General features: G+C 65.4%; 22 protein-coding genes and 2 pseudogenes. 5 read left to right on the plus strand and 19 right to left on the minus strand.

All coding sequences use genetic code 11. The features are described from left to right. Window position 1: 1 nt before the first annotated feature. From WKW82_RS33650 to WKW82_RS33670, 5 genes and pseudogenes are all read right to left on the minus strand, one after another. Window positions 2–820 (minus strand): annotated as a pseudogene (locus tag WKW82_RS33650) (ABC transporter permease). Between the two features lie 3 nt (window positions 821–823). Next, window positions 824–1,675, minus strand: a complete 852-nt coding sequence (locus WKW82_RS33655; protein ID WP_340347327.1) for an ABC transporter permease — start codon at window positions 1,673–1,675, stop codon at window positions 824–826. A gap of 14 nt (window positions 1,676–1,689) precedes the next feature. Beyond that, on the minus strand, window positions 1,690–1,911 hold the full coding sequence (locus tag WKW82_RS33660) for a TOBE domain-containing protein (protein ID WP_340347328.1): 222 nt from the start codon (window positions 1,909–1,911) through the stop codon (window positions 1,690–1,692). Between the two features lie 8 nt (window positions 1,912–1,919). Next, on the minus strand, window positions 1,920–2,945 hold the full coding sequence (locus WKW82_RS33665; RefSeq protein WP_340347329.1) for a sulfonate ABC transporter substrate-binding protein: 1,026 nt from the start codon (window positions 2,943–2,945) through the stop codon (window positions 1,920–1,922). 123 nt (window positions 2,946–3,068) lie between these two features. After that, the gene (locus WKW82_RS33670; protein WP_340347331.1) at window positions 3,069–3,521 is read right to left on the minus strand and encodes a DoxX family protein; all 453 of its coding nucleotides are present in this window, start codon (window positions 3,519–3,521) and stop codon (window positions 3,069–3,071) included. A 238-nt stretch (window positions 3,522–3,759) separates the two neighbouring features. Between WKW82_RS33670 and WKW82_RS33675 the strand changes: the two genes are divergently transcribed. Next, on the plus strand, window positions 3,760–5,088 hold the full coding sequence (locus WKW82_RS33675; protein ID WP_340347333.1) for an LLM class flavin-dependent oxidoreductase: 1,329 nt from the start codon (window positions 3,760–3,762) through the stop codon (window positions 5,086–5,088). A 210-nt stretch (window positions 5,089–5,298) separates the two neighbouring features. Here the strand turns inward: WKW82_RS33675 and msuE are convergent, their stop codons facing one another. Beyond that, window positions 5,299–5,877: an FMN reductase gene (gene msuE, locus WKW82_RS33680; RefSeq protein WP_340347334.1), complete on the minus strand. Its 579-nt coding sequence runs from the start codon at window positions 5,875–5,877 to the stop codon at window positions 5,299–5,301. 132 nt (window positions 5,878–6,009) lie between these two features. On the opposite strand from msuE, the gene WKW82_RS33685 reads away from it, so the two are divergent. Both WKW82_RS33685 and WKW82_RS33690 read left to right on the plus strand, forming a co-directional pair. Beyond that, window positions 6,010–7,074: a PLP-dependent cysteine synthase family protein gene (locus WKW82_RS33685; RefSeq protein WP_340347336.1), complete on the plus strand. Its 1,065-nt coding sequence runs from the start codon at window positions 6,010–6,012 to the stop codon at window positions 7,072–7,074. Then, entirely contained in the window at window positions 7,071–8,117 is a 1,047-nt protein-coding gene (locus WKW82_RS33690; protein WP_340347338.1) for a lipocalin-like domain-containing protein, read from the plus strand. Before WKW82_RS33685 ends, WKW82_RS33690 begins: the two co-directional genes overlap by 4 nt. Window positions 8,118–8,282: 165 nt before the next feature. Here the strand turns inward: WKW82_RS33690 and WKW82_RS33695 are convergent, their stop codons facing one another. The 12 genes from WKW82_RS33695 to WKW82_RS33750 all read right to left on the minus strand — a co-directional run bounded on the left by WKW82_RS33695 (window position 8,283) and on the right by WKW82_RS33750 (window position 21,485). Next, a complete protein-coding gene (locus WKW82_RS33695; protein WP_340347339.1) occupies window positions 8,283–9,236 on the minus strand; it encodes an SMP-30/gluconolactonase/LRE family protein in 954 nt (317 codons plus the stop codon). Beyond that, entirely contained in the window at window positions 9,233–10,219 is a 987-nt protein-coding gene (locus WKW82_RS33700) for a branched-chain amino acid ABC transporter permease (RefSeq protein ID WP_340347340.1), read from the minus strand. The genes WKW82_RS33695 and WKW82_RS33700 overlap by 4 nt, the downstream gene beginning before the upstream one ends. Before the next feature lie 8 nt (window positions 10,220–10,227). Continuing rightward, the gene (locus WKW82_RS33705; RefSeq protein ID WP_340347341.1) at window positions 10,228–11,103 is read right to left on the minus strand and encodes a branched-chain amino acid ABC transporter permease; all 876 of its coding nucleotides are present in this window, start codon (window positions 11,101–11,103) and stop codon (window positions 10,228–10,230) included. A 66-nt stretch (window positions 11,104–11,169) separates the two neighbouring features. Then, complete coding sequence (locus WKW82_RS33710; RefSeq protein WP_340347342.1) at window positions 11,170–12,363, minus strand: ABC transporter substrate-binding protein; 1,194 nt, start codon at window positions 12,361–12,363, stop codon at window positions 11,170–11,172. Between the two features lie 45 nt (window positions 12,364–12,408). Further along, window positions 12,409–13,605 (minus strand): ABC transporter substrate-binding protein, encoded by a 1,197-nt coding sequence (locus WKW82_RS33715; protein WP_340347343.1) that lies wholly within the window; start codon window positions 13,603–13,605, stop codon window positions 12,409–12,411. A 36-nt stretch (window positions 13,606–13,641) separates the two neighbouring features. Then, a complete protein-coding gene (locus tag WKW82_RS33720; RefSeq protein ID WP_340347345.1) occupies window positions 13,642–14,352 on the minus strand; it encodes an ABC transporter ATP-binding protein in 711 nt (236 codons plus the stop codon). Window positions 14,353–14,523: 171 nt separating this feature from the next. Beyond that, window positions 14,524–15,294 carry an ABC transporter ATP-binding protein gene (locus tag WKW82_RS33725; protein ID WP_340347346.1) on the minus strand — a complete coding sequence of 257 codons (771 nt, stop codon included), beginning with the start codon at window positions 15,292–15,294 and terminating at the stop codon, window positions 14,524–14,526. Between the two features lie 150 nt (window positions 15,295–15,444). Next, window positions 15,445–16,461 carry a hypothetical protein gene (locus WKW82_RS33730; RefSeq protein ID WP_340347347.1) on the minus strand — a complete coding sequence of 339 codons (1,017 nt, stop codon included), beginning with the start codon at window positions 16,459–16,461 and terminating at the stop codon, window positions 15,445–15,447. 10 nt (window positions 16,462–16,471) lie between these two features. After that, complete coding sequence (locus tag WKW82_RS33735) at window positions 16,472–18,034, minus strand: DHA2 family efflux MFS transporter permease subunit (protein WP_340347348.1); 1,563 nt, start codon at window positions 18,032–18,034, stop codon at window positions 16,472–16,474. Between the two features lie 23 nt (window positions 18,035–18,057). Beyond that, the gene (locus WKW82_RS33740; protein WP_340347349.1) at window positions 18,058–19,434 is read right to left on the minus strand and encodes an HlyD family secretion protein; all 1,377 of its coding nucleotides are present in this window, start codon (window positions 19,432–19,434) and stop codon (window positions 18,058–18,060) included. A 31-nt stretch (window positions 19,435–19,465) separates the two neighbouring features. After that, window positions 19,466–20,953 (minus strand): efflux transporter outer membrane subunit, encoded by a 1,488-nt coding sequence (locus tag WKW82_RS33745; protein ID WP_340347350.1) that lies wholly within the window; start codon window positions 20,951–20,953, stop codon window positions 19,466–19,468. Next, window positions 20,934–21,485, minus strand: a complete 552-nt coding sequence (locus WKW82_RS33750) for a MarR family winged helix-turn-helix transcriptional regulator (RefSeq protein WP_340347352.1) — start codon at window positions 21,483–21,485, stop codon at window positions 20,934–20,936. The genes WKW82_RS33745 and WKW82_RS33750 overlap by 20 nt, the downstream gene beginning before the upstream one ends. Before the next feature lie 79 nt (window positions 21,486–21,564). Between WKW82_RS33750 and WKW82_RS33755 the strand changes: the two genes are divergently transcribed. Further along, the gene (locus WKW82_RS33755) at window positions 21,565–23,352 is read left to right on the plus strand and encodes an ABC transporter transmembrane domain-containing protein (protein WP_340347354.1); all 1,788 of its coding nucleotides are present in this window, start codon (window positions 21,565–21,567) and stop codon (window positions 23,350–23,352) included. 80 nt (window positions 23,353–23,432) lie between these two features. On the opposite strand, the gene WKW82_RS33760 is transcribed toward WKW82_RS33755, so the two are convergent. Next, window positions 23,433–24,677, minus strand: a complete 1,245-nt coding sequence (locus WKW82_RS33760) for a chitinase N-terminal domain-containing protein (RefSeq protein ID WP_340347355.1) — start codon at window positions 24,675–24,677, stop codon at window positions 23,433–23,435. A 606-nt stretch (window positions 24,678–25,283) separates the two neighbouring features. On the opposite strand from WKW82_RS33760, the pseudogene WKW82_RS33765 reads away from it, so the two are divergent. Beyond that, window positions 25,284–25,808, plus strand: a pseudogene (locus WKW82_RS33765) (carbohydrate-binding protein); the annotation flags it as partial. Between the last annotated feature and the right edge of the window lie 219 nt (window positions 25,809–26,027).

Below are 26,027 nucleotides of genomic sequence, written 5' to 3' on the forward strand. Positions count from 1 at the left end.
TTCAGAATTGCGCGACCGAGTGGCCGCGCCATGCGAGCAGCCGGTGTTCGATGCGCGTGGCGATCCAGTTGAGCGAGAAGCCCACCAGCCCGACCACGATGACGCCGAAGATCACCAGGTCCATCTGGAAGTGCTCGCGGCCATCGATCATGGTGTTGCCGATGCCCTTGCCCGCGACCAGCAGGTACTCCGCGCCGAGCGTGGCGAGCCACGCGTAGATCAGCGCCAGGTGGATGCCCGCAAAGATGGACGGCGATGCGCTCGGCAGCACCACGCGCGACAGCATCTGCCCGCGGTTGAACTTGAGGACGCGTGCCACCTCCAGCAGTTCACGCGGCACGCTGCGAATCCCCTCGAAGGTGTTGAGCACCACCGGGAAGAAGGCGGCCAGCGAAAGGAACGCCACCTTGGCCGCATCACCCAGGCCGAACCACACCGAGATCAATGGAATCCAGGCGAACAGCGAGATCTGCTTGAGCGTATGGAAGCTCGGCCCCACTGCGCGCTCGAATAGGCGGGAGAAGCCGAGTGCCGCGCCGAACACCAGCCCGGCACTCGCGCCGATCGCGAAGCCGGCCAAGTTGCGCCACAGGCTGGAACCCAGCGCCACCTGCAGCTCGCCGCTCGCGGTTTAGCGCACCGCGCGATCCCACACCGCAGCCGGCGACACCAGCAATGCGGAAGTGCTCCAGCCGAAGTGGAATGCGGCCCACCACAACAGCAACAGGCCAATCGGCAAGACCCAACCGCGGACCGCCTTGGGGACAGGATGACGAGAACGACGTACCGCCGGCACTTCGATCGCTTGCGTATCGCTCATGCCCTAGAACCCCGCCCGACGCCAGCGCGTCAGCCGCGCCTCGATCAGCGCCAGCGCCTTGTCCAGCGCAAACCCAACCGCACCGACGACGACCACCGCGGCCAGCACCACATCGAGCTGGAACAGCTGCCGCCCATAGACGATCAGGAAGCCGATGCCCTCGCTCGAGGCCAGCAGTTCGACCACCACCAGCGCCAGCCACGCATGTGTGAACCCATAGCGCACCCCGTTCCAGATTGGCGCGAAAGCAGACGGGAACACCACCTTGGTCAACAGTTGCCAGCGTGTGAAGCGCAACACCCGCGCCACCTCGATGTAGCGCGTCGGCACGCCCTGGATGCCCTTGTAGGTATTGAGCGCCACCGGCACCAGCGCGGCCTTGGCGATAAGGATGACCTTGAGCGCCTCGTCGATGCCGACCAGCAGCATCAAGAGCGGCAGCCAGCCCAGCACCGGGATCTGGCTGAACGCCTTGAAGAGCGGATAGACGTAGTCCTTGAAAGTCGGCGACAACCCCATCGCGACACCCAGCGCCCCGCCCGCGACCAGACCGACCGTGAAGCCGGCGAACACGCGGAACAGGCTGACTTCCAGGTGCCCCCAGATCTCGCCCGTGCGAAACAGATCGACCAACGTGGCCCACACCGACGCGGGCGACGGCAACACCTGTGGCGCGATCCATTCGTATCGCGCCCCGAGGTACCAGAGCAGCAGCACCGCCAGCGGAAACGGCCAGCCGATCAGGTGCGGCAGTACGCGCTGTCGCAAGCGTTGCCAGAGTGGTCCGAACGAAGCCCCTGCCGCGGTGTCGGCCACCGCGACGATTGGAGGAAGACCCGCGGAAGAAGACGACATGGATGCGTGCGCGCTCACAGCGTGGCGATCGACACTTCGGTCGCCTTGACCAGCGCAACCACATCCGAGCCCACCTTCAATTGAAGCTCATCGACCGAACGCGTGGTGATGACCGAAGTCACGATGCCGAACGAGGTCTCGACGTCGATCTCGGAGACGACCGTGCCGCGGATGATCTCGCGAATCTTGCCGCGAAACTGGTTGCGGACGTTGACGGCCTGGATGGGAGTGGACATGAGACGGCTCAGGGTTGGGCCACGACGACGGCGTCGCTGACCTTGATGGCCTTCGGAATCAGCTTGAGCTGGAAGAAGGTGTCGGCGATCTTTTGCTGGTCGGCAGCAACAGCGGCCGTGATCGGCTTGACGTTGAATTCGTAGCGACGCAGCGCGGTCTCGACCACGTCGACCGGCAGGCCCTGCAGCGGCGCGATGAGTTCGGCTGCCTGGCGCAGGTTCTTCTTGAGCCAGATGTCCTGCGTCACCGAGTCCTCGAACAAGGCCGCAATCACCTTCGGGTTCTTCGCGACGAAAGTGCGCTCGCCCAGGTAGTACTGGTAGTTGTTGACCACGTTGCCGGTGCCATCGGCCAGGACGCGTGCGCCGGTGGCTTTTTCGGCCGCGGCCTGGAACGGATCCCAGATCACCCAGGCATCGACGTTCTTGCTTTCGAAAGCGGCGCGACCATCGGCCGGTGCGAGGTAGATCGGCTGGATGTCGGTGAACGACAGGCCGTGCTTCTCGAGCTGCTTCACCAGCAGGTAATGCACGTTGCTGCCCTTGTTGAGCGCGACCTTCTTGCCCTTGAGATCGGCCACCGACTTGATCGGCGAATCCTTCAGCACGAGGATCGCCTCGGCCTGCGGCGCCGCCGGGTCATTCCCGAAATAGACGAACTTCGCACCGGCGGCCTGCGCGAAGATCGGCGGCGCTTCGCCGACATAGCCGACATCGACCGCGCCGACGTTGAGGCCTTCCAGCAACTGCGGCCCGGCCGGGAACTCGACCCACTTCACGCCGAAGCCGAGCGGTGCAAGCTTCTTCTCCAGCGTGCCCTGCGCCTTCTGCAGCACGAAAAGGCTGGCCGACTTCTGGTAGCCGATGCGCAACTCGCCCTTGCCCTGCGCGTGTGCGGAAGTGATGGTCAGGAAGCTCGCGATCAGCGCAATCGCGCAGGCGACCAGCACACCGAGCGCGAAGTTGCGCAGCGCCTTCCAGGTGAGGCCGCGCGGTGGGCTGAACTCGATGTCTTTGGAGATGACGGGATACATGAAAGAAAGTCCTTGGGTCGACGAATAAAGGCGGGCGCGATTGTCGGAAGCGCAAGCCGCGAGGGGAACGACCGTTAAGTCAGTTGCATATAGCGAACTCAACCGTCGCGCCGGCCTTCGGGTTCAGGCAGCCTTTGGAATGCCTGCAGGCTCGGCAGCTCTTGCGCGGCGCGCGTCGACGCTCCACGGACCCGCACCTGCTGCGGCGATGTAGAGGAACACGAACGAGAACAACACGGCGGCCTCGCCCTGGTTCAAGAACGGCGTCAACACGAAGCCCTTGGTCGCATGGCCGATGAAATAGGCAAAGGCCAGCAGGCCAGACAGCACGAACGCAGTCGGCCGGGTGAACAGGCCGAGCAACAGCAGCACGCCACCGACGAGTTCCAGGACACCCGCCACGCCAAGAAGCGACACGAGTTGCAGGTTGTCGAAGTTCGCCACGTGCGGAATGCCCAGCAGCTTCGCCGACCCATGCTGGATCAGCAGGAAGGCAGAGACGATGCGCAGCACCGACAGCACGCTTGGCGCGAAGCGCTCAGGATTCCGGAAGCTTTCAGGAATTCGATTGGACATGCGGTGACCTCCAAGAGAGTTGAAGAAGCCGACCCCACACATTGCGGGATCGATGCGACCGATTCTGCGGAGCGACCTCGTGCTTGCCAAAGAACGATTGCGAGTTACCAGATGCGATTTGCGTTGATGCGATGCACAGGCGGCGCACATGCGCACAACCCATATGCTCGGCACGATTTCGTCTTTGTCACGCCGAGCGGGATGGCATAAAAGGGCAGGCTCCTCACCTTCGCCCCCTATGCCCTCCCACCGACAACTCAAGCTCGGCGCGTTCATGCGCCCGGTCAGCATCCACACCGGCGCATGGCGCTACCCTGGCGCCTTTGCCGATGCCAACTTCAACTTCGCCCACCTGAAGCGCTTCGCGCAGACGCTGGAGCGCGCGAAGTTCGATGCCTTCTTCATGGCCGACCACCTGGCGGTGCTCAACATGCCGATCGAGGCACTGAAGCGCAGCCACACCGTCACCTCCTTCGAGCCGTTCACGCTGCTGTCGGCGCTGAGCCAGGCCACGGAGCACATCGGCCTGGTCGCCACCGCATCGACCACCTTCGACGAGCCCTTCCACATCGCGCGCCGCTTCGCCTCGCTCGACCACCTGAGCAACGGCCGCGCGGGCTGGAACGTGGTGACCACCTCCAACCCGGATGCCGCGCTCAACTTCGGCCTCGAAGATCACATGGAGCACGACGAGCGCTATGCGCGGGCGCGCGAGTTCCACGACGTCGTGACGGGCCTGTGGGACAGCTGGGCCGACGATGCATTCATCCGCGATGCCGCGAGCGGCCTCTACTTCGATCCGGACAGGCTGCACACGCTGAACCACAAGGGCAAGTACCTGTCGGTGCGCGGCCCGCTGCACATCGCGCGGCCGGTGCAGGGATGGCCGGTGATCGCGCAGGCCGGCGCGTCCGAGCCCGGCAAACAGCTCGCCGCCGAGACGGCCGAACTGATCTTTGCCGCGCACGGCACGCTGGCCGAGGGCCGCAGCTTCTATGCCGACGTCAAGGGCCGCCTCGCCGCACTGGGCCGCGAGCGCGACCACGTGAAGATCCTGCCGGCGGCCTTCGTCGTGGTGGGCGACACGGTCGAGGAAGCGCGCGCCATCCGTGCAAGGCTCGACAGCCTGGTGCACTATGAGAGCGCCATCGCGTCGCTCTCGGTCTGGCTCGGTGTCGATGCGTCGAAGTTCGACCCCGACAAGCCGCTGCCGCCCGTGCCGGAGACCAATGCGAGCAAGAGCAGCCAGCAGCGCGTCGTCGCGCTGGCCGAGCGCGAAGGCTTCAGCGTGCGACAGCTTGCGCAGCGCCTGGGCGGCTACGGCGGGCTGGCCTTCGTCGGCACCGCGCAGACCATCGCTGACGAGATGCAGGAGTGGCTCGAATCCGACGGCTCGGACGGCTTCATGATCATGTTCCCGTGGCTGCCCGGCGGGCTCGATGCCTTCGTCGAGAAGGTCGTGCCCGAACTGCAGCGGCGCGGCATCTTCCGCCGTGAATACGAAGGCAGGACCTTGCGCGAGAACCTCGGCTTGCCGCGGCCAGCGAACCGGTTCTTTGCGGCATGAGATTCAAAAAAACGGGCCCCATCGGACCCGTGAACGTCGTTTCCGGAACGACGAGGAGACAACCCCACCTACAACGATCTGCAAGCGAACCTGCTTGCGATGACCTGACGGTAGCTGCGTTCGGCGCACAAGCCAACGACGCTTGTCGCATATCGAAATGCGAGAACCGAACGCAGAAGTTCGCCTGCCAGCTCCCGCATCCCCCACCGATCAAGCCAGCGCCAACGTCGGCACCACCACCGGACGCAGTACGCGCTGGCGCAGCACCGGCAGCGCACGCTCGACCGCCAGCGCAATGCGGGCGCGCAGCGCATCGCTGCTCACGCGGTAGTTGCTGAACTCCTTGTCGGTCGCATACACCCCGATGGGCAGCGTGTGCGCCTGGAAGAAGCTGAACAGCGGCCGAAGCTGATGATCGATCGCCAGCGCATGCCGATCGCTCCCGCCCGTGGCCGCGAGCAGCACCGGAACGTCGATCAGCGCCTCGTGATGCACGAAGTCGAACAGGTGCTTGAACAGGCCGGTGTAGGAGCCGCGATAGATCGGGCTTGCCACCAGCAGCAGGTCGGCCGACTCGATGTCGCGCAGCACGACTTCGATCTCCGGCGGCAAGTGGGTGCGTTGCAGCACGCTGCCGAACTTCGGCACGATCGCGCCGAGTTCGATGAGCCGCGCGTCGACAGGCAGTGCATCCGACAGTCCCTCCAGCAATTGCTCGACCAGGGCGAGCGTGCGGGATGGGCGTTGCAGGCCGCCGGAGACTGCGACGACTTTGAGTTTTTGAGCCATGAGAGCGGGATGAGGAGAAAACACACGACTTTGCCGCCGTTGAAGGCCGCGCGGTGACATGCGTCTAGAAGCATTTCGGCTATCGATATGCGGATATCGGCGTCAAAGCCCGAGCGGGATGACAATTCCCCGATGACGCGACCGACCCCCACCACAGGCTGGCAGACCGAGGCGATCCGCCGCATCGACGCCGACTACCAGCGCAGCGCCGACACGCACCTCATCCCCCTGCCGTTGCCTGGGCTCGCTGCATCGGGCATCGACCTGTACCTCAAGGACGAATCGACCCATCCCACGGGCAGCCTCAAGCACCGCCTTGCGCGTTCCCTGTTCCTCTACGCCCTCTGCAACGGCTGGTTGCGCGAAGGCACCACCGTCGTCGAAGCATCGAGCGGCTCGACCGCGGTGAGCGAGGCCTACTTCGCGCGGCTGCTGGGCCTGCCCTTCGTCGCGGTGATGCCGCGCAGCACCTCGCCTGAAAAGATCGCGCAGATCGGCTTCTACGGCGGCCAATGCCATTTCGTCGAACGCGCCGCGCAGGTCTACGACGGGGCGCGCGCGCTGGCCGAACGCAGCGGCGGCCACTACATGGACCAGTTCACCTATGCCGAGCGCGCCACCGACTGGCGCGGCAACAACAACATCGCGCAGAGCATGTTCGAACAGATGACGCACGAGCGGCACCCGGTCCCGGCATGGATCGTCGTCGGCGCCGGCACGGGCGGCACCAGTGCGACGATCGGGCGCTTCGTGCGCTATCGCTGTCACGACACGAAGCTCTGCGTGGCCGACCCCGAGGGCTCGGTGTTCGGCGCCTACCACCGCACCGGCGATGCATCGCTGACCACACCGGGTTCGCGCATCGAAGGCATCGGACGTCCGCGCGTCGAGCCCAGCTTCATCCGCACGCTGGTGGACCGCATGGTCGAAGTGACCAACGTCGATTCGGTGGCCGCGATGCGCGCGCTCTCGGCCCTGATCGGCCGCAAGGTCGGGCCGTCGACCGGCACCAACCTGGTGGCGATGCTCGCGATCGCACAGGAGATGCGCGACGCCGGACGGCAGGGCTCGATCCTCTCGCTGCTCTGCGATGCCGGCGAGCGCTACCTCCCCAGCTACCACGATGCCGAGTGGGTGCGCGAGGCCTTCGGCGATGTCAGCACGTCAGAACGGCGCATCGAGGCCTTGTTGCAATGACGCTGGGCCTGTCGCGTCGCACGCTGTTGCTGGCCGCGCTGATGCCGCTACCGGCCTGGGCACTGCCGCCCCGCGCCTTGCAGTTTCCGCGCGACTTCGGCAGCCATCCCGACCTGCGCACCGAGTGGTGGTACATCACCGGCCAGGCGACCGCCGGCACGCGCGTGTTCGGCTACCAGGTGACGTTCTTTCGAACCCGCATCGAAGAGACGCAGTCCATGCAATCGGCCTTCGCCGCCAAGCAGTTGATCTTTGCGCATGCCGCGATGACCGACCTCGCCGGCGGCAAGCTCCTGCACGACCAGCGCATCGCACGGGCCGGCATGGGCGTGGCCGAGGCGAGCGAAACCGACACCCGCGTGCACCTGCGCGACTGGCTGCTCGAACGCAAGGCCGATGGCTACAGCGCCCGCATCCCGGCCAGCGGATTCGCACTCGACCTGCGCTTTGCGCCGACGCAGCCGGTGCTGCCGCAAGGCAACGCCGGCCTCTCGCGCAAAGGGCCGGAGCAGGCCAGCTACTACTACAGTGAGCCGCAGCTTGCGGCGAGCGGCCGGATCACCTTGCAGGGCCAGCCCTTCGAGGTACGGGGCACGGCCTGGCTGGACCACGAATGGAGCCAGGTCTACCTGCACCCCGACGCGGCAGGATGGGACTGGATCGGCATGAACCTCGCCGACGGCAGCGCACTGATGGCCTTTCGCACGCGCCTCAAGTCGGGCGGCGTGCTCTGGGCCGGTGGTTCATTCCGCACGGCCGGCGGCACGCCCAAGCCATTCGCGCCGGGCGAGGTCACGTTCGAGCCCTTGCGCATCTGGAAGAGCGCATCCAGCCAGACAAGCTACCCGGTCGAATGGAAGGTGCGCACACCTGCGGGCAACTTCATCGTCAAGGCCCTGCTCGACAACCAGGAACTCGACAGCCGCGGCTCGACCGGCGCGATCTATTGGGAAGGCCTGAGCGACCTGCTCGACGAGCAAGGCAGGCCCGTCGGCCGGGGCTATCTGGAGATGACAGGCTACGCCGCAGCGCTGCGGCTCTGAAGAAGGTCTGAATCTTTCTACTGCGGCCACCGATCTTGGGTCTGCGCTGTTGGCTCCGGCATATCAAGCGCTATCGCGCAGTTGTTAGCCTCTGCCGCAACTACGTTGTCGCCGCACGGGAGTGCGGCTGCGCTGCGCGAACCGACCTCCTGGCTGATGCCCTCGCTACGAAATCTTCATACCTTCTTGCGCGCCCTGCGTGTTGACGTAGAGCGCATAGACCGACTGGCTCGCCGTCATGAACAACCGGTTGCGCGCCACCCCGCCAAAGCAAAGGTTGGCGCAACGTTCGGGCAGCGAAACGTGCCCGATCGGCGTGCCGTCCGGCGCGAACACCCGCACACCGTCATTGGCCTCGCCCATGCCCCAGCCGGCCCAGAGGTTGCCGTCGACATCGCAACGGAAGCCATCGGGCCGCTCGCCAACCTCGCATCGGTAGAACACGTGGTCATTGAAGAGCTGGTCGCCGCCATCGCTGACATCGAACACGCGGATTTGCGGCGGCGAGGTCCCTGACTCGACCACGTACAGATGCCGCTCGTCCGGCGAGAAGCACAGGCCGTTGGGCCGGCTCACCCCACTCGCGACGACGGTCGCCTGCCCCGTATGGCCGTCCACGCGATAGACGTTGGTGGGCAATTCAGGCTCAGCCTTGTAGCCCTCGTAGTGGCCCAGGATGCCGAAGGGCGGATCGGTGAACCAGATCGAGTCGTCGGACTTCACCACGATGTCGTTGGGCGAGTTGAGCCGCTTGCCCTGGAAGCGGTCGAGGATCACGGTCACGCGGCCGTCATGCTCGGTGCGCGTCACGCTGCGGCTGCCGTGTTCACAAGTCAACAGCCGCCCTTGCCGGTCGCGCGTGTGCCCGTTCGCAAAGTTGGAGGGCCGCCGGAACACCGTGACGTTGCCGCTCGGCTCGTCCCAGCGCATCACGCGGTTGTTGGGGATGTCGCTCCACAGCAGGCATCGCTGGTCGCCGAACCACACCGGCCCTTCCGCCCAGCGCATGCCAGAGGCAAGCCGCTCGATCGCGGCGCTGAAGATCATGTACTTCGCAAAGCGCGAGTCCAGCGCCCGCACTGCCGGATCGGGGTAGCGCGTGGCCGGCTGCCAACTCACTTGGCCTGTCCGCGTTGACGGTCGATGAACGCAATGATCTCGCCCATGATCCCGCGCCGGAAGGCCAGCACGCAGATCACGAAGATCAGGCCCGTGACCATCGTCACCGACTCGCCCAGCGTGTTGAACCAGTCGATGGTCGTGATGCGCGCGAGGAAGTTGCCCAGCTCGCCGATCTTGTTCTCCAGCAGCACCACCACCGCCGAGCCGACCAGCGGTCCCGACAGCGTGCCCAGCCCGCCGACCAGCGTCATCAGGATCACTTGCCCCGATGCCGTCCAGTGCACGTCGCTCAGCGTGGCGAAGCCCAGCACCAGTGTCTTCAGCGAACCCGCCAGCCCCGACAGCGCCGCCGAGATCACGAAAGCCAGCAGCTTGAAGCGGCTCACGTCATAGCCCAGCGACAACGCGCGCGGCTCGTTCTCCTTGATGCCCTTGAGCACCTGCCCGAAGGGCGAATGGATGGTGCGCACGATCAGCAGGAAGGCCGCCACCACGATGACCAGCGCGACGTAGTACATCGTGAGGTCGTTCTGCAAATCGATCACGCCGAACAGCTTGCCGCGCGGCACGCCCTGCAAGCCATCCTCGCCACCGGTGAACTTGGCCTGCAGCGCGACGAAGAACATCATCTGCGCCAGCGCCAGCGTGATCATCGAGAAGTAAATGCCCTGGCGGCGAATCGCCAGGACGCCGAACACCCATCCCAGCAAGGCGCCCGTCAGCGTGCCGGCAATGAGCCCGACCTCAGGTGTCAGGCCCAGCACCTTGATCGCATGGCCCGCAACATACGCAGAGCCGCCCAGGAAGGCCGCATGACCGAACGAAAGCAGCCCGGTGAAGCCCAGCAGCAGGTTGAAAGCCGAGGCGAACAGCGCGAAGCACATCAGCTTCATCACGAACACCGGGTACGCGCCGAAGAACGGCGCGGCGATCAGCGCGACCAGCAACAGCGCATAGACGACGGAGGAAATCTTCTTCATGCGCGCTCTTACTTTTCTTTGCCGAACAGGCCGGCCGGACGAATCAGCAGCACGATGACCATGATCACGAACACCACCGTCGAGGAGGCTTCCGGGTAGAACACCTTGGTGAAGCCCTCGATCACGCCGAGTCCGAGCCCGGTCAGGATCGCGCCCATGATCGAGCCCATGCCGCCGATCACCACCACGGCGAACACCACGATGATGAGGTTCTGCCCCATCAGCGGCGACACCTGGATGACCGGTGCCGCTAGCACGCCAGCGAAGGCGGCCAGCGCGCAGCCGAAGGCATAGGTCAGCGTGATCATCAGCGGCACGTTGACGCCGAAGGCCTCGACCAGCCGCGGGTTCTCGGTGCCTGCGCGCAGGTAGGCGCCTAGCCGGGTCTTCTCGATCACGAACCAGGTCGCGAAGCAGATCACCAGCGAGGCCAGCACCACCCACGCACGGTAGTTCGGAAGCACCATGAAGCCCAGGTCGGTGGCGCTCGACAACGCGTCCGGCGCGTCATAGGCCAGGCCCGAACTGCCGTAGATCGAGCGGAACAAGCCCTCGATGAGCAACGTGAGACCCAGCGTCAGCAGCAGCCCATAGAGATGGTCGAGCTTGTAGATCCAGCGCAGCAACAATCGCTCGATCAGCACGCCGAGGATGCCGACCACGATCGGCGCCAGCAGCAGCATGAACCAGTAGTTGATGCCGAAATACTCCATCGCCATCCACGTGAAGATGGCGCCCAGCATGAACAGCGCGCCGTGCGCGAAATTGATGACGTTGAGCAACCCGAAGATCACCGCGAGCCCCAGGCTGAGGATCGCGTAGAACGAGCCGTTGACCAGCCCCAGGAGGAGCTGGCTCAACAGGGCCGGCATCGATATGTTCATGTGTGAAAGATCAGTTCCAGCAGATCGCCACGCACGGCCGCACAGAGCGGCCGCGTGGCAAGGTGATTACTTCCAGAGCGCGCACCTGCTCTCGGCCTTGGTCGTGAACACGTCCTCGCCCTTGAGCTTCTGCACGACCTTGTAGTAGTCCCACGGCTGGGTCGACTCGGCAGGCGACTTCACCTGCATCAGGTACATGTCATGCACCATGCGGCCGTCGGCGCGGATCGTGCCCTTGGCATAGAAGTCGTCGATCGGCGTCTTCTTGAGCGTCTCCATCACCTTGTCGGCGTCGGTCGTCTTGGCGGCCTGCAATGCCTTCAGGTAGGTCATGGTGGCCGAGTAGTCGGCGGCCTGGATGTCGGTGGGCATGCGCTTGGTCTTGTCGAAGAACTTCTTGCCGAAGGCGCGCGTCTTGTCGTCCAGGTTCCAGTCCCAGCTGGTGGTGAGCAGCAGGCCTTCGGTGTTCTTCAGGCCCAGGCTGTGCACGTCGGTCACGAACACCAGCAGGCCGACCATCTTCATGGTCTTGGTGATGCCGAATTCCTTGGCCGCCTTGATCGAGTTGATGGTGTCGCCGCCGGCATTGGCCAGCGCCAGCACCTGCGCCTTCGACTGCTGCGCCTGCAGCAGGAAGGACGAGAAGTCGGAGGTGTTGAGCGGATGCTTGACCGAGCCCACCACGGTGCCGCCCTTCTCCTTCACGACTTTGCTGGCATCGGCTTCGAGCGCCTGGCCGAAGGCATAGTCGGCGGTCAGGAAGAACCAGCTCTTGTCGCCGCGCGCGATCACGGCGCTGCCGGTGCCCTTGGCCAGCGCCACGGTGTCGTAGGCGTAGTGAACGGTGTAGGGGCTGCACTGCTCGTTGGTGAGCGCCGAGCTGCCCGCGCCGTTGACGATGAACACGCGCTTCTTTTCCTGCGCAACCTTGGCCATCGCCAGGCCGGTGCCCGAGCTGGTGCCGCCGAACAGCATCGTCAGGCCCTGCGTGTCGATCCACTCGCGCGCCTTCGAGGCGGCGATGTCGGCCTTGTTCTGGTGGTCGGCCGTGAGCAGCTCGATCGGCATGCCGTTGACCTTGCCGCCGAAGTCGTCGATGGCCATCTGGATCGCCAGCGCGCCGTTCTTGCCTTCCACGTCGGCGTAGAGGCTGGACATGTCGGTGATGAAGCCGATCTTGACCTTCTCCTGGGCCTGGGTGGCACCGGCGGCGAGCGCGAGCGCGAGGGAAACAGCAGTAAGTGCGAATGTGTTCTTCATCATCAAAGCCCGTTCAAAGAATGGAAAGTAAAAAGGAGGGGCGCATCACTTCCATGTCGCGCACTTGGTATCGGCCTTCGTCGTGAAGACCTCGTCACCCGGCATCTTCTTGATCACCTTGAGGTAGTCCCAGGGCTGCTTCGACTCGGCCGGCGACTTGACCTCGACGAGGTACATGTCGTGGATGAAGCTGCCGTCGGCGCGGATCTGGCCCTTGCCGTAGAAGTCGTCGATCTTCATGCTCTTGAGCTGCGCCATGACCTTGTCGCTGTCGGTGCTCTTGGCAGCGGCGACCGCCTTCAGGTAGGTCATGGTGGCGGAGTAGTCGGCGGCCTGCACGTCGGTCGGCATGCGCTTGGTCTTCGCGAAGAAGCGGTTCGCGAACTTGCGCGTGTCGTCGTTCAGGTCCCAGTACCAGCTCGTGGTGTGCAGCAGGCCCTCGGTGTTCTTCAGGCCCAGGCTGTGGATGTCGCTCAGGAAGATCAGCAGGCCGGCCAGTTTCATGGACTTGCCGATGCCGAACTCCTTGGCGGCCTTGATCGAGTTGACGGTGTCGCCGCCCGCATTCGCCAGGCCGAGGATCTGCGCCTTGGAGTTCTGCGCCTGCAGCAGGAAGGACGAGAAGTCAGAGGCATTCAGCGGATGCCGCACCGCACCCATCACCGTGCCGCCCTTGGCCTTGATCACCGCGGTGGTGTCGGCTTCCAGCGCGTGGCCGAAGGCATAGTCGGCGGTGAGGAAGAACCAGCTCTTGCCGCCGCGGTCGACCACCGCGGCGCCCGTGCCCTTGGCCAGTGCCACCGTGTCGTAGGCGTAGTGCACGGTGTAGGGACTGCACTGCTCGTTGGTGAGCGCGGAGGAGGCGGCGCCGTTGTTGAAGTAGACCCGCTTCTTCTCCTGCGCGACCTTCGCCGTCGCCAGCGCGGTGCCGGAGTTGGTGCCGCCGAAGACCATGGTCACGCCGGCGGTGTCGATCCACTCGCGCGCCTTGGAGGCGGCGATGTCGGCCTTGTTCTGGTGGTCGGCGGTGAGCAGTTCGATCGGCTGGCCCAGCGCCTTGCCGCCGAAATCGTCGATTGCCATCTGGATGGCGGTGGCGCCGCCCTTGCCTTCGAGGTCGGCATACAGGCTGGACATGTCGGTGACGAAGCCGATCTTGACCTTCTCCTGCGCCTGGGCCGGCGCGGCAGCCAGCGCCAGTGCGCTGATGGCCAACGCCAGTGCGGTGAATCGAACTCTCATGCTTTTCTTTTCCTCCATGCGATCCATGACAGGGCGTCAAACGCCCAGCAACTCGTTGAGCACCGGCATCTTGGCCTCGAGCTCCTTCGCCCCGAAGGCCTCGACCATGCGCCCGTGCTCCATCACGTAGAACCGGTCGGCCAGCGGTGCGGCAAAGCGGAAGTTCTGCTCGACCATGACGATGGTGTAGCCCTTTGACCGCAGCATGACGATCATGCGGGCGAGCGCCTGCACGATCACCGGGGCGAGGCCTTCGGAGATCTCGTCGAGCAGCAGCAGCTTGGCGCCGGTGCGCAGGATGCGCGCGACGGCCAGCATCTGCTGCTCGCCACCGGAAAGCCGTGTGCCCTGGCTGTTGCGGCGCTCCGCCAGGTTGGGGAACATGGCGTAGATCTCGTCGACCGACATGCCCTTGTCCCCACCCTTGAGCGCAGGTGGCAGCAGCAGGTTTTCCTCGGCCGACAGGCTCGCGAAGATGCCGCGCTCCTCCGGGCAGTAGCCGATGCCGAGGTGCGCGATCTTGTGCGTCGGCAGGCCCACCGTCTCGGTGCCATGCACCTTGATGCTGCCCTTGCGGCTGCCGGTCAGGCCCAGCACCGCGCGCATCGTCGTGGTGCGGCCCGCACCATTGCGACCCAGCAGCGTGACGACCTCGCCCGGCTGCACCACCATGTCGACGCCATGCAGCACATGGGACTCGCCGTACCAGGCGTGCAGGTCCTTGATTTCGAGTGCGGGGGTGGCCATCAGGACTCCCGCCGGGCCGCCCCAAGGGAGGCCTGCGCCCCCTCGGGGGGCAGCGAATACACGAAGTGATGAGCGTGGGGGCTCATGATTTCCCGCCGGGCCGCCCCAAGGGAGGCCTGCGCCCCCTCGGGGGGCAGCGAATACACGAAGTGATGAACGTGGGGGTTCATGTCAGTGTGCTCCCTGCAACTGGCCGTCCGTCGTGCCCATGTAGGCCTCCATGACCTGCGGGTTCTTCGACACCTCGGCGTACGGCCCTTCGGCCAGCACCGCACCACGTTGCAGCACGGTGATGGTGTCGGCAATCGTCGAGACCACGCTCATGTTGTGCTCGACCATCAAGATGGTGCGGCCGGCCGACACCCGCTTGATGAGTTCGGCCACGCGATGCACGTCCTCGTGCCCCATGCCCTGCGTCGGTTCGTCAAGCAGCATCAGTTCGGGTTCCATCGCCAGCGTCGTGGCAATCTCCAGCGCGCGTTTGCGGCCGTAGGGCAGATTCACCGTGAGTTCGTCGGCCAGGTCTTCCAGGCCCACTTCCGCAAGCAGTTCACGTGCCCGCGCTTCCAGCGGCCTCAGCGACTTCGCGCTCTTCCAGAAGTGGTACGAAGTGCCCAGCGAACGCTGCAGGCCCAGGCGCACGTTCTCCAGCAGCGTGAGATGCGGGAACACGGCCGAAATCTGGAAGGAACGGATGATGCCGCGCCGCGCGATCTGCGCGGGACGCTCCTGCGTGATGTCCTGCCCATTGAAAAGAATGGTGCCGGACGTGGGCTCCAGGAACTTGGTCAGCAGGTTGAAGCAGGTGGTCTTGCCGGCGCCGTTGGGCCCGATCAGCGCATGGATCGCGCCACGCTTCACCGCGAGGTCGACCTTGCTGACAGCGGTGAAGCCCTTGAATTCCTTGGTGAGCTGGCGCGTTTCGAGAATGATGTCGCTCATCTCGCGCGCTCGCCCTCATGCTGGCGGAAATTTACGGTCATGCAGTCCATCGGTGCGCGCTACCCATCGAGCGCGCACGGATGTTAGGCGCGGCTACATGCCCTTCCTACTGGGGCAAATGCCTATGCTGCAGTGCAACGCGGCGCGGTCCTACGCGCCGCCTGTAAGCCTGCTGTCAGTGAGCCCCGATGCCGTGTCGCTGCCTTGGCCGATGGTGGTTCGGATATGCCAGCCGTCCGCCATGCGGCTGGCGATCAAGTTCACGCTGCGGCGGCGAGCCCAATCGGGTTCCTCCGGGACCAACCGCATCTCCAGGCGATCCCCGGCGACATTGCAAGTGAACTGGCCACTCACCATCGCCGGCGTTCCATCGATGAGGAATTCGAACCTGCTTTCGCGGAAGCGCAGGCTCGCTCCCACATCGCGCCCTGCCGCGAGGATCTGTATTTCAGAGATGGCCTGGACGCCATCGGCGCATGTGCCACGCACCCTCTGCGTCTCGTCGCCCTCCAGGACCCAAGTGCAAACGCCGCCCTCCTCCGCGGTCTTCGCCCAACGTTGCCCCGCCGGCTGCACGACCACACCCCCGCGCAGGATGCCCATCCAGTGCTGGCGCGTGAAATAGCCATGCATGCCGACGTAGTGCGGGGCCCGATCGACCAGCACCGGCAGCGCGTGCGGTTGATCGTTGATCACCACCTTCGACCGCTGCGACGCCAGCGCGCTCTGGCCGCGCCACATCATCGGCAAGGACGCATTCCGGGCATGGTCTCCGGGGTCGCTCAGGCCGGCACGCGCGCTCGACGGCTGGCCGGCCGCATGCACTTCCATCACCACGGACTCGCCGCCGATGGCACTGAAAGCGACACGCGCCCACGGCCCTTCCGCCGACTCGCCCTCTTCGAATCCGATCTCACGTTCCACCGTCTGGCGGCCGGCGGAGGCAGACGCCGCAACGCGTGGGTCGTTGACGTGATCGACCTGCGATTGGTCATGTCGCGTCAGGATGGCGCGAACCGATGGCGTGCCATCGCCACGGTAGCGAACCATGGCTTCCACTGCTTCCCACTCCGGATGCCCCTGGAAGAAAGCCATGACATGCAGGTCGTCGCGCAGCGCCTTCAGGTCGAAGGGCTGCATCAAGCCGGCGGGGAGTTGCAGCGTCACAAGATGCGCCTCAGTGCGCCCCGGCCGCCGCGTCCCCTGCCCCTGCCCCGCCCTTGGCCGGACGCGCCAGCCACACCAGCGGGATCAGCATGATGAACAGCACCGCAGAGGCATAGAACAGGTCGTCCGCGGCCAGCATGAAGGCCTGCTGGTCGACCATGCGATTGACCTGCGCCAGCACCTGGTCGGTACTGAACCCGTTGCTGGTCAGCCCCGCGATCGCGCTGGTCGCCGCCGTGTTGCCGTTGTTCACCGCTTCCACGAGTTGCGCGTGGTGCAACGCGGCGCGGTCTTCCCATACCGTCGTCGCGATCGACGTGCCCATCGCACCTGCGGTGATGCGCAGGAAGTTCGACAGCCCCGAGGCCGCCGGAATGCGGTCCGGCGTCAGGCCCGACAGCGTGATCGTCACCAGCGGGATGAAGAAGAAGGCCATCGCCACGCCCTGGATGATGGTCGGGATCATCAGCGTCCAGAAGTCTGCCTGCGTGTTGAAGCGCGAGCGCATGAACAGCACCAGCGCGAACACCAAGAAAGAGAAGGTCGTGTAGCGCCGCGGATCGACCTTGGCCACCGTCAACCCGACGATCGGCGAGAACACGATCGCCAGCAAGCCCACTGGCGCCGTGATCATGCCGGCATCGGTCGCGGTGTAGCCCATCCATTGCTGCAGCCACAGCGGCATGATCACCACGTTGCCGAAGAACAGGCCGTAGGCCACGGCCGTCGCAAACGCGCCCGTCCAGAAGTTGCGCCGCTTGAACAGCGAAAGGTCCACGACCGGATGCTCTTCGGTCAGCTCCCAGATCAGGAAGAAGGCGAACGCAACCACCGCGATCACGGCCAGCGCGACGATGGTGCTCGAATGGAACCAGTCCAGCTCCTTGCCCTTGTCCAGCATGAGTTGCAGCGAGCCTACCCACAGCACCAGCAGCCCGAGCCCGATCGCATCGATCGGCACCTTGTAGGTCGCGCTGTCGCGGTTGCGGTAGATCCCCCAGGTGATGGCCGCGGCGACGAAGCCGACCGGCAGGTTGATGTAGAAGATCCACGGCCACGAGATGTTGTCGGTGATCCAGCCGCCGAGCAGCGGCCCCATCACCGGCGCGACCAGCGTGGTCATGGCCCACATGGCCATCGCAAGGCCGGCCTTGGCCTTCGGATAGCTCGCGAGCAGCAAGGTCTGCGACAACGGGATCATCGGACCGGCGACGAAGCCCTGCATCGCGCGGAAAAGGATCAGCGTCGTCATGTTTGGCGCCAGGCCGCACATCAGCGAGGTGAGCATGAACAGCACGATGCTCAGCACGAACAGGCGCACCTGTCCGAAGCGCTGCGTCAGGAATCCGGTCAACGGCACGGCGATCGCGTTGGCGACTGCGAAGCTGGTAATGACCCAGGTGCCTTGCGTCGTGCTGACGCCGAGGTCACCCGAGATGGCTGGCAACGACACGTTCGCGATCGACGAATCGAGCACGTTCATGAAGGTTGCCGCGGAGAGCGCAACGGTCCCCCAGACGCGCGCGGCGCCTTCGAGGGGTGCGTGGGCTACGTGGGCGGGAGCGGTAGCCATGGAAAGACTTGGAAGCTAGGGGATCAGCTGCGCGGCATCGACAGCGCGACGGCGGCCGAGTGCGGGCCATTGGCCTGCGGCGGCTCGGCGGAAGCACCCGGGCTCGGCACCGAAGGCACATGAGCCGGCGGCTTGGCGGCCGCGGGTGCGTGCGCGCCACCGAGGTTGGCGGCGATGATGCCGCTCACCACGGCGTCCGCACCGTCGTTCAGCGCGCTGTACACGGCGGTCTGCGACAGCGCAGCAGCGCGCGGCGCATCGGCCAGCATCTTGCCGTCCTTGTTCGACACATCGATGGTCGCGTCCATCGACAGGCCCACGCGCAGCGGGTTCGACTTCAGTTGCTCGGGGTCCAGCGCGATGCGCACCGGCACGCGCTGCACCACCTTGATCCAGTTGCCGGTCGCGTTCTGCGCCGGCAGCAGCGCGAAGGCGGAGCCGGTGCCCACGCCGAGGCCTGCGACCTTGCCGCGGTATTCGACCTTCTTGCCGTACAGGTCGGCGGTCATCTTCACGGGCTGGCCGAGGCGGATGTTGCGCAGCTGCACTTCCTTGAAGTTGGCATCGACCCAGACCTGGTTCAGCGGGACGATCGACATCATCGGCGTGCCGGCGGCGACGCGCTGGCCGAGTTGCACGGTGCGCTTGGCGACGTAGCCGTCGACCGGTGCCGGCATCGCGACGCGCTGCGTGGCCAGGTAGGCCTCGCGCACCTTCGCGGCGGCGGCGAGCACGGCGGGGTGCTTCTCGATGCTGGTGCCTTCGGTCAGCGACTGGTTGCTCACCAATTGCTCACGCGCCGACACGACGCCGGCCTGCGCGGCAGCGAGCTGGCTCTTGGCATTCGACAGTGCAGTTTCAGAGTGGCTCAGCTCTTCCTTCGAGACAGCGCCATTGCCGCTCAAAGCCTGGCGGCGCTTCAGGTCTTCCTGGGCGCGTGCGATGTCGCTTTGGGCACGCACGATGTCGGACTGGCGCAGGTTCACTTGCGCGGCCAGCGAGCCGTTGTTGGCGTACAGCGTGCGCACCTGGCGCACCGCCTGGGCCAGCGCGGCCTCGGACTGCTCCAGCGCGACCTTGGCATCGGCCGGGTCGAACTGCACCAGCGGTTGGCCGGCCTTCACGAAGTCGGTGTCGTCGGCGCTGATGGACATCACCGTGCCGCTGATCTGCGGCGTGATCTGGATGACGTTGCCCTGCACGTAGGCGTTGTCGGTGTCCTCGTAGTGGCTCGCGACCAGCCACTCATAGGCGGTCCACGCGCCACCGGCGATGACGACGGCGACCGCGAGCGCGGTGAGGGCACGGCGGCGCTTGCCGTTGGGTGCGGGGGCAGTTGTCGGTGTTGCCGGTGCGGCCGGTTCTGCGGTTGCGGCGCTTGTGTTGGCGGTGTCGGTCATTTGCGGCTCTCTGAAAGGGGTGGTGATGCGTTCACTGGATCTTGTTGGGGGCGACCAGCGCGGCGGTGCTGGTTTCGCTGTTCGGCTGCCAGCCGCCGCCGAGGGCGCGGGCCAGGCCGACTTGCGTGTCGAGCGCGCGGGCCGCGAGGTCGACGGCCTGCCGGCGTTGCAGCAGCACGGTGGTCTCCGCGCTCAGCACGTCGAGGTAGTTGCCCAGGCCAGCGCCGTAGCGCTGCGTGGCGATTTCGTAGGCACTCTCGGCCGCGGCCTGCGCCTCGCGCTGCTGCGCCTGCTGGCGCACTACCGACTGCACCGAGGTCACCGAATCGGCCACATCGCGCACGGCGTCGAGCACGGTGCTGTTGTAGCTTTCGATGGCCGCGTCCAGGTCGGCCGACTTGCCGCGCAGGTTGGCGCGCAGCTTGCCGCCCTCGAAGATCGGCAGGCGGATCGCCGGGCCGATGCCCCACTGCTGGCTGCCCGACTTCAACAGCGAATCGAAGCCGATCGACTGGAAGCCGGCGAAGGCGACCAGGTTGACGTTGGGATAGAACTGGGTCTTCGCGTTCTTCACGTCCTGCGTGGCGGCCTCGACGCGCCAGCGTGCCGCGGCGATGTCGGCACGGCGGCCCAGCAGGTCGGCGGGCAGCACGGGCTGCAGCGCGATGTTCCTGATCGCGGCCAGTTCGGGCGCCTTCAATTTGGCGGTGACGTTGGGCTGGCCGACCAGCGCGTCGAGCGCATGCTGCGACAGCGCGATCTGTTCATTGATTGCCTCGATCTGCTGGCGCGCCTCGGGGATGCCGCCTTCGCTCTGGCGCAATTGCAGGCGGGTGTCGAGACCGGCCGAGACGCGGTCGCGCACGAGGCGCAAGGTCTCTTCACGCTGGGCCAGGGTGCGCTTGGCCACCACCAGTTGATCGTCCCAGCGGGCCCACAGCAGGTAGCCGCGGACGACGTTGCTGGCGAGCAGCACGCGCGCCGCGTCGGCATCGGCTGCTGCCGCGTTGGTCGCACCGATGGCGGCATTCAAGGCCGAGCGGTTCTTGCCGAAGAAGTCGATCTCCCAGCTGCCGCTGAACTGCAGCGTGCCGGTCTCCTGGATCGAACCGCCGAGCGGCGCCGGGTAGATGTAGTTCTCGCTGAACAACTGGCGCGTCATGTCGAGCCCGGCGCCGACTTGCGGCAGCTCGGCCGCACCGACCACCTGGCTCTGCGCGCGGGCACGGGCGATGCGGGCCTGGGCCACTTGCAGGTTCGGATTGCCTTGCAGGGCCTGGTCGACCAGTGCGTTCAACTGGCTGTCGCCGAACGCGAGCCACCATTGACTGGCCACGGTCACTTCCGGCGCGGTCTGCGCGGGCAGGTCCAGCGTGGCGGGCTCACGCAGTTGCGCGGTCGAGCCGATCTTGCCCATGTCGGCACAGCCAGCCAGCAGCAGCGCCAGCGCAGCGGCGGCGACAACGGTGCCTCGGCGTACCGTCTTCACGGCAAGGGAATCAGGAAGAGGAAGAGTCATTTTTTTCTCCACGGGCCGCCAGGGCCTGTGCGTTGTCGAGGATGCGGCGCAGGAAGCTCTTGAGCAGTTCCCACTCTTCCGCACTGAAGCCGGCCAGGTGTTCGTTCTGCACGCGGCTCAGGATGTAGGGCACCTGCTCGGCCGCAATTCGGCCTTCGTCGGTGAGCTCGATGTTGACCACACGACGGTCGGCCACGGAGCGCACCCGGCGGCACAGGCCCTTGGCTTCGAGGCGGTCCAGCAGGCGCGTCATGGCACCGTTGTCGAGCTGGCATTCGCGCGCCAGTTCGGCCACGGTGGCGGCCTGCCGCATGTGCAGCTTGTGCAGCGGCACCCATTGCGGGAAGGTGGGGCTGCCGGGCTCGCACATGTTGAGCTCCACCGACTGCCCCACGGCCGTCATGATGCGGCGCATCAGGTAGCCGATGCTCTCTTCCGACCGGTAGTTCTCGCCCGAGTAAAAGCTCGGCACGATGCGCTCCGGCTCGGCATCGGGAATATCGGGCGACGTAGAAATGTCACGAACTGTCATAGATGGGCAAATATTAATTGCCTCGGCAATTATTGTCAAGGCTACCTTTGTGTCGGCAGGGGTTCGTTAGAATCGTGTCATGGCTGCAATCGCTTCGTCGTCTTCTCCCGCGAAGGGCTCGCCCCAATCGCTTTCCGGCCTCCGGCCCTTCCTGCGGCCCTACCGACTCCAGATCTCGCTCGCCGCCCTGTTCCTGGTACTGGCCGCTATCACCACCCTGGTCTTCCCGATGGCCTTGCGCAGCCTGATCGACGGCGGCCTGGTGTCCACCGACAAGGGCGAGCAGACGATGGCGCTGCGCGACCACTTCCTCGCGCTGTTCGGCGTGGCGGTGGCGCTGGGCATGTTCTCGGCCGCGCGCTTCTATACGGTGAGCTGGCTTGGCGAGCGGGTCACGGCCGACCTGCGCAACGCGGTGTACTCGCATGTGCTGCGACAGAGCCCCGCCTTCTTCGAGACCACCCAGACCGGCGAGGTGCTGTCGCGCCTGACCGCCGACACCACGCTGGTGCAGACGGTGGTCGGTTCATCGCTGAGCATGGGCTTGCGCAATGCCGTCATGGGCGCCGGCGCATTGGCCATGCTGGTGTGGACCAACCCCTACGTGATGTTCCAGGTGCTGCTGATCCTGGTGCTGGTGGTGCTGCCGAGCATGTGGTTCGGGCGCCGGGTGCGCAAGCTCTCGCGCGCCAGCCAGGACCGCGTGGCCGACTCCAGCGCCATCGCGGCCGAAGTGCTGAACGCCATTCCGGTGGTGCAGAGCTACACGGCGGAGGCGCGAGAGGCCGAGCGCTTCGGCACGTCGACACAGCATGCCTTCCTCACCGCGGTGCGGCGCACCAAGGCGCGCTCGGTGCTGGTGGCGTTCATCATCATCGCGACCTCTGCCGCGCTGCTGTGGGGCCTGTACCAGGGCACGCAGGCCGTGCTGCATGGCGAGATCACGGCGGGGCACCTCGGCCAGACCGTGGTCTACGTGATCATCCTGGCCAGTTCCGCCGCCGTGCTGGGCGAGGTGTATGGGGACCTGCTGCGGGCCGCGGGCGCAACCGAACGCTTGATGGAACTGCTGCATGCGGAATCGGCCATCGTGTCACCGGCCAATCCGGAAGAAACGCCCGTGCCGGCCGCCGGCAGCGCGATTCGTCTGGAGGACGTCAGCTTCCATTACCCCTCCCGGCCACAAACGCCGGCGCTGCGCCACTTCAGCCTCGATGTGGCGCCTGGCGAAACGGTAGCACTGGTCGGCTCCAGCGGCGCGGGCAAGAGCACAGTGTTCCAGTTGCTGCTGCGCTACTACGACCCGCAGTCGGGCCGCATCGTGCTGGACGGCTCGGCCTTGACGGACCTTTCACTCGACCAGTTGCGCCACCGCATCGGGCTGGTGCCGCAAGACGCGGTGATCTTCTCGACCAGCGCGCTGGAGAACATCCGCTACGGCCGCCCGGCAGCCACCGAGGCCGAGGTCCACGAAGCCGCCCGCGCGGCCTTCGCCGACGACTTCCTGCGCGCCCTGCCCGAGGGCTATGACACCTTCCTGGGTGAGCGTGGCGTGCGCTTGTCCGGAGGCCAACGCCAGCGCATCGCGATTGCACGGGCCATCCTCAAGAACCCGCCGCTGTTGCTGCTCGATGAAGCCACCAGTGCGCTCGACGCCGAAAGCGAACGCATGGTGCAGGCCGCGCTGGAATCGGCGATGGAAGGCCGCACTACCCTCGTGATCGCGCACCGACTGGCCACGGTGCAGAAGGCCGACCGCATCATCGTGCTCGACCACGGCGGCATCGTGGAGCAGGGAAATCACGCGACGCTGGTGGCGCAAGGCGGGGTCTACGCGCGCTTGGCGGCCCTGCAGTTCGCCGGCTGAAATGGGGGCGCACCCAACGGCCCGGCAAAGCCGGTTCCGCGGGTGCCCACGAACAAGCATTGCCCGCCCAACGGGCCGGGCTATTGCCCAGGGGATGATCGAGGCCGGTTGGTCGCGCGGCGAACGAGCGGCACCGACCGGCTGTCGAAGCAATCCGTTCCCGTGCATACACGAACCATGGTGGCTGCAGGCGCATTGACCGCCGGCAGCAATGCGTCGCCGCAATACCCGGCAAATACATCTTCCTGGTCCTTGCTGCTGACGGCCGGACACTGGCTCACCGACTGCTTCGCCACCAGCACCTGATCCGCGGCCGGGTTACGCAATTGCCAGCTGTCTGGCGGCCCGGTGCCATAGCTGTAGGGCAGGCGCCAACTCACCAGCCATTCCCCCTGGGGCGTCAAGCTTGACTGCACCTGGAGCGTTGGAGGCCGGGGCCCGGGCAGCAAGACGCTGACTCGGGTCGAATCGCTGGCCACGCACACGTTGGCACTGCAGAGGTTGACGCGCAGGTCGTGTGCCTCTGGACTGGGCGATTGAATTCGAAGGCTACCGGACTGGACTGCACGCTCCGACGGCGAAAACTTGCGCGACTCGTAGATCACGGCATCGTTGTCGAGCAATTGCCAATACTGCCCTGGCTGCCCCCACCAGACGTTCCATCGCACCTCCAGCGGTTCACCGGTATTGACCGAGGGCAGCGATTCCAACTGCGGTTTGCCAGGCGACGACTTGTCCTCGCCACCCACCCAGGTCACGGCCTCGTGCCTGGCACACAAGGGCTCGCTCCGCGCACCGCCGCTGCACAGGTTGACAGTGAGTTCATGCCGGCCAGGGACCAGCGTCAGGGTGTAGATCCCGCTCTGCATCGACAGGGTCCTCACGCTGAAGGCAGGACCTTCCAGTCCACTGTTGCTGGCGATGGCACGCTGCGTGAACTGCCGGCCCCGGTAGCGCAATTGGCCGTTGTCCCAGATCTCCCAATACTGAACCGGAATTCCGTAATTCAGATCCCACCCAATTTCTACGGAGCCTGTATCCGATGTGGCGGGAATTGGATCGAATCCGGGAATATTCGGGCGATTGATGGTTGTATTGGAAAAACTCTCCATCGAAAGGGGGATTCCGGGCAAGGGCTGGATGGAGGGATCGTTCGTGAGAGGCGGTGGCGGGACGGGAACAGGTACGCATGCCAGCAGGCCACTGTCGTCCGGTTGACATGCGACGTCCGCGGCTTGCTCCGCCTCGTCTCGCGTGACACGCGTTTGCGCGCCCGACACCAGAGGAAAAAGTATGAAAAGGGCGATGCAGAAAATTTTGTTCATGAACGTAGTTGCATCTCACCGCCAAGGGTCTTTTCAGGGCATCGCCATGGCTTGGACTTTGGGTTCGATCATTGAAACCTGCGGAACAGTTTGTTTTTGACTGCCGACCAAGAATCATTCTCTCGATCGCAGTGCCGCGTACGCGTCGAATGTGAATATATGTAAATTCGTGCTCGCAATTTTTTGCTCCACTCCACACGTCGTGCGGCAAAACGAAAATCACCATGAAATCATGTCAGGTAATTCAATGATTAATGCTTTTGTATTAATTGACGCATCCGACATATTAGCCAGCATCGACTGAGTTTGGTTTCACCACGCGCACGCAATCCGTCGCGTCGACCCCTTGCCACACCCGCTGGCAAACATCCCGCGGCAGCATGCGCACTCATTCGGCAAACGGAACACCGACGCGTCGCACGCAAGCTCGCCAAGCCTGCCAGCCCCTCTTCAGACAAGGGTCGCAAGCAATGAGACCGGCTGGACGCAGCCCGTCGGAATGCGTTCCTCGAACCTCGAAAACAGAGCCTTTGAAGTTACACATTTCGTTTTGACAGGGCTGCCGTAAGCGCTAACCATACGTCCCGCTCAAGACTGGAAAGAATCATGCATTCATTCAAAGTTAGATCGGCAACTGCGATTGCGCTATTAGCATCAGCAGCTGCCACTTGGGCCGCAACACCTTGGCAGGAGGGCGCCACTTATAAAGTGGGAGATATCGTGACTTATAACGGCCGTGACTATGCGGCCATTCAGGCGCACACAGCCTACATTGGAGCGAATTGGACACCGTCGGGAACACCGACCTTGTGGCGTGCACTCGGTGGCGCAGCGCCGGCCCCAGCGCCTGCCCCGGCACCCCCTCCGCCCCCGCCGGCACCGGCGCCCGTCCCGGTTCCACCGCCGCCTCCTCCTGCACCCGCGCCAGTCCCGGTTCCACCGCCGCCTCCGCCGGCACCAGCGCCGGTCCCGGTTCCGCCGCCGCCTCCGCCAGCTCCTGCCCCCGCTCCGGCCCCTGCCCCCGCTCCGGCCCCTGCGCCCGCACCAGCAGGCTGCTTCGCAGCGTGGTCGGCAGCGCAGGCTTATGCCCAGCCTGGCACCCGTGTGACCCACCAAGGGCGCAACTACCAGAACAAGTGGTGGACGAGTGGCGACGATCCTTCGCAGAGCGGCGCCTATGGCGCGTGGCAGGACCTCGGCGCCTGCAGCGGTGCACCGGCACCGGCACCGGCACCGGCACCGGCACCGGCACCTGCGCCAGCGCCCGTGCCCGTTCCGCCGCCGCCTCCTCCTGCACCTGCGCCCGCACCTGTGCCCGTTCCACCCCCGCCCCCTGCGCCCGCCCCGGCG

Origin of the sequence: Variovorax rhizosphaerae, assembly GCF_037889975.1 — a bacterium.
GTDB classification, from domain to species: domain Bacteria; phylum Pseudomonadota; class Gammaproteobacteria; order Burkholderiales; family Burkholderiaceae_C; genus Variovorax; species Variovorax rhizosphaerae.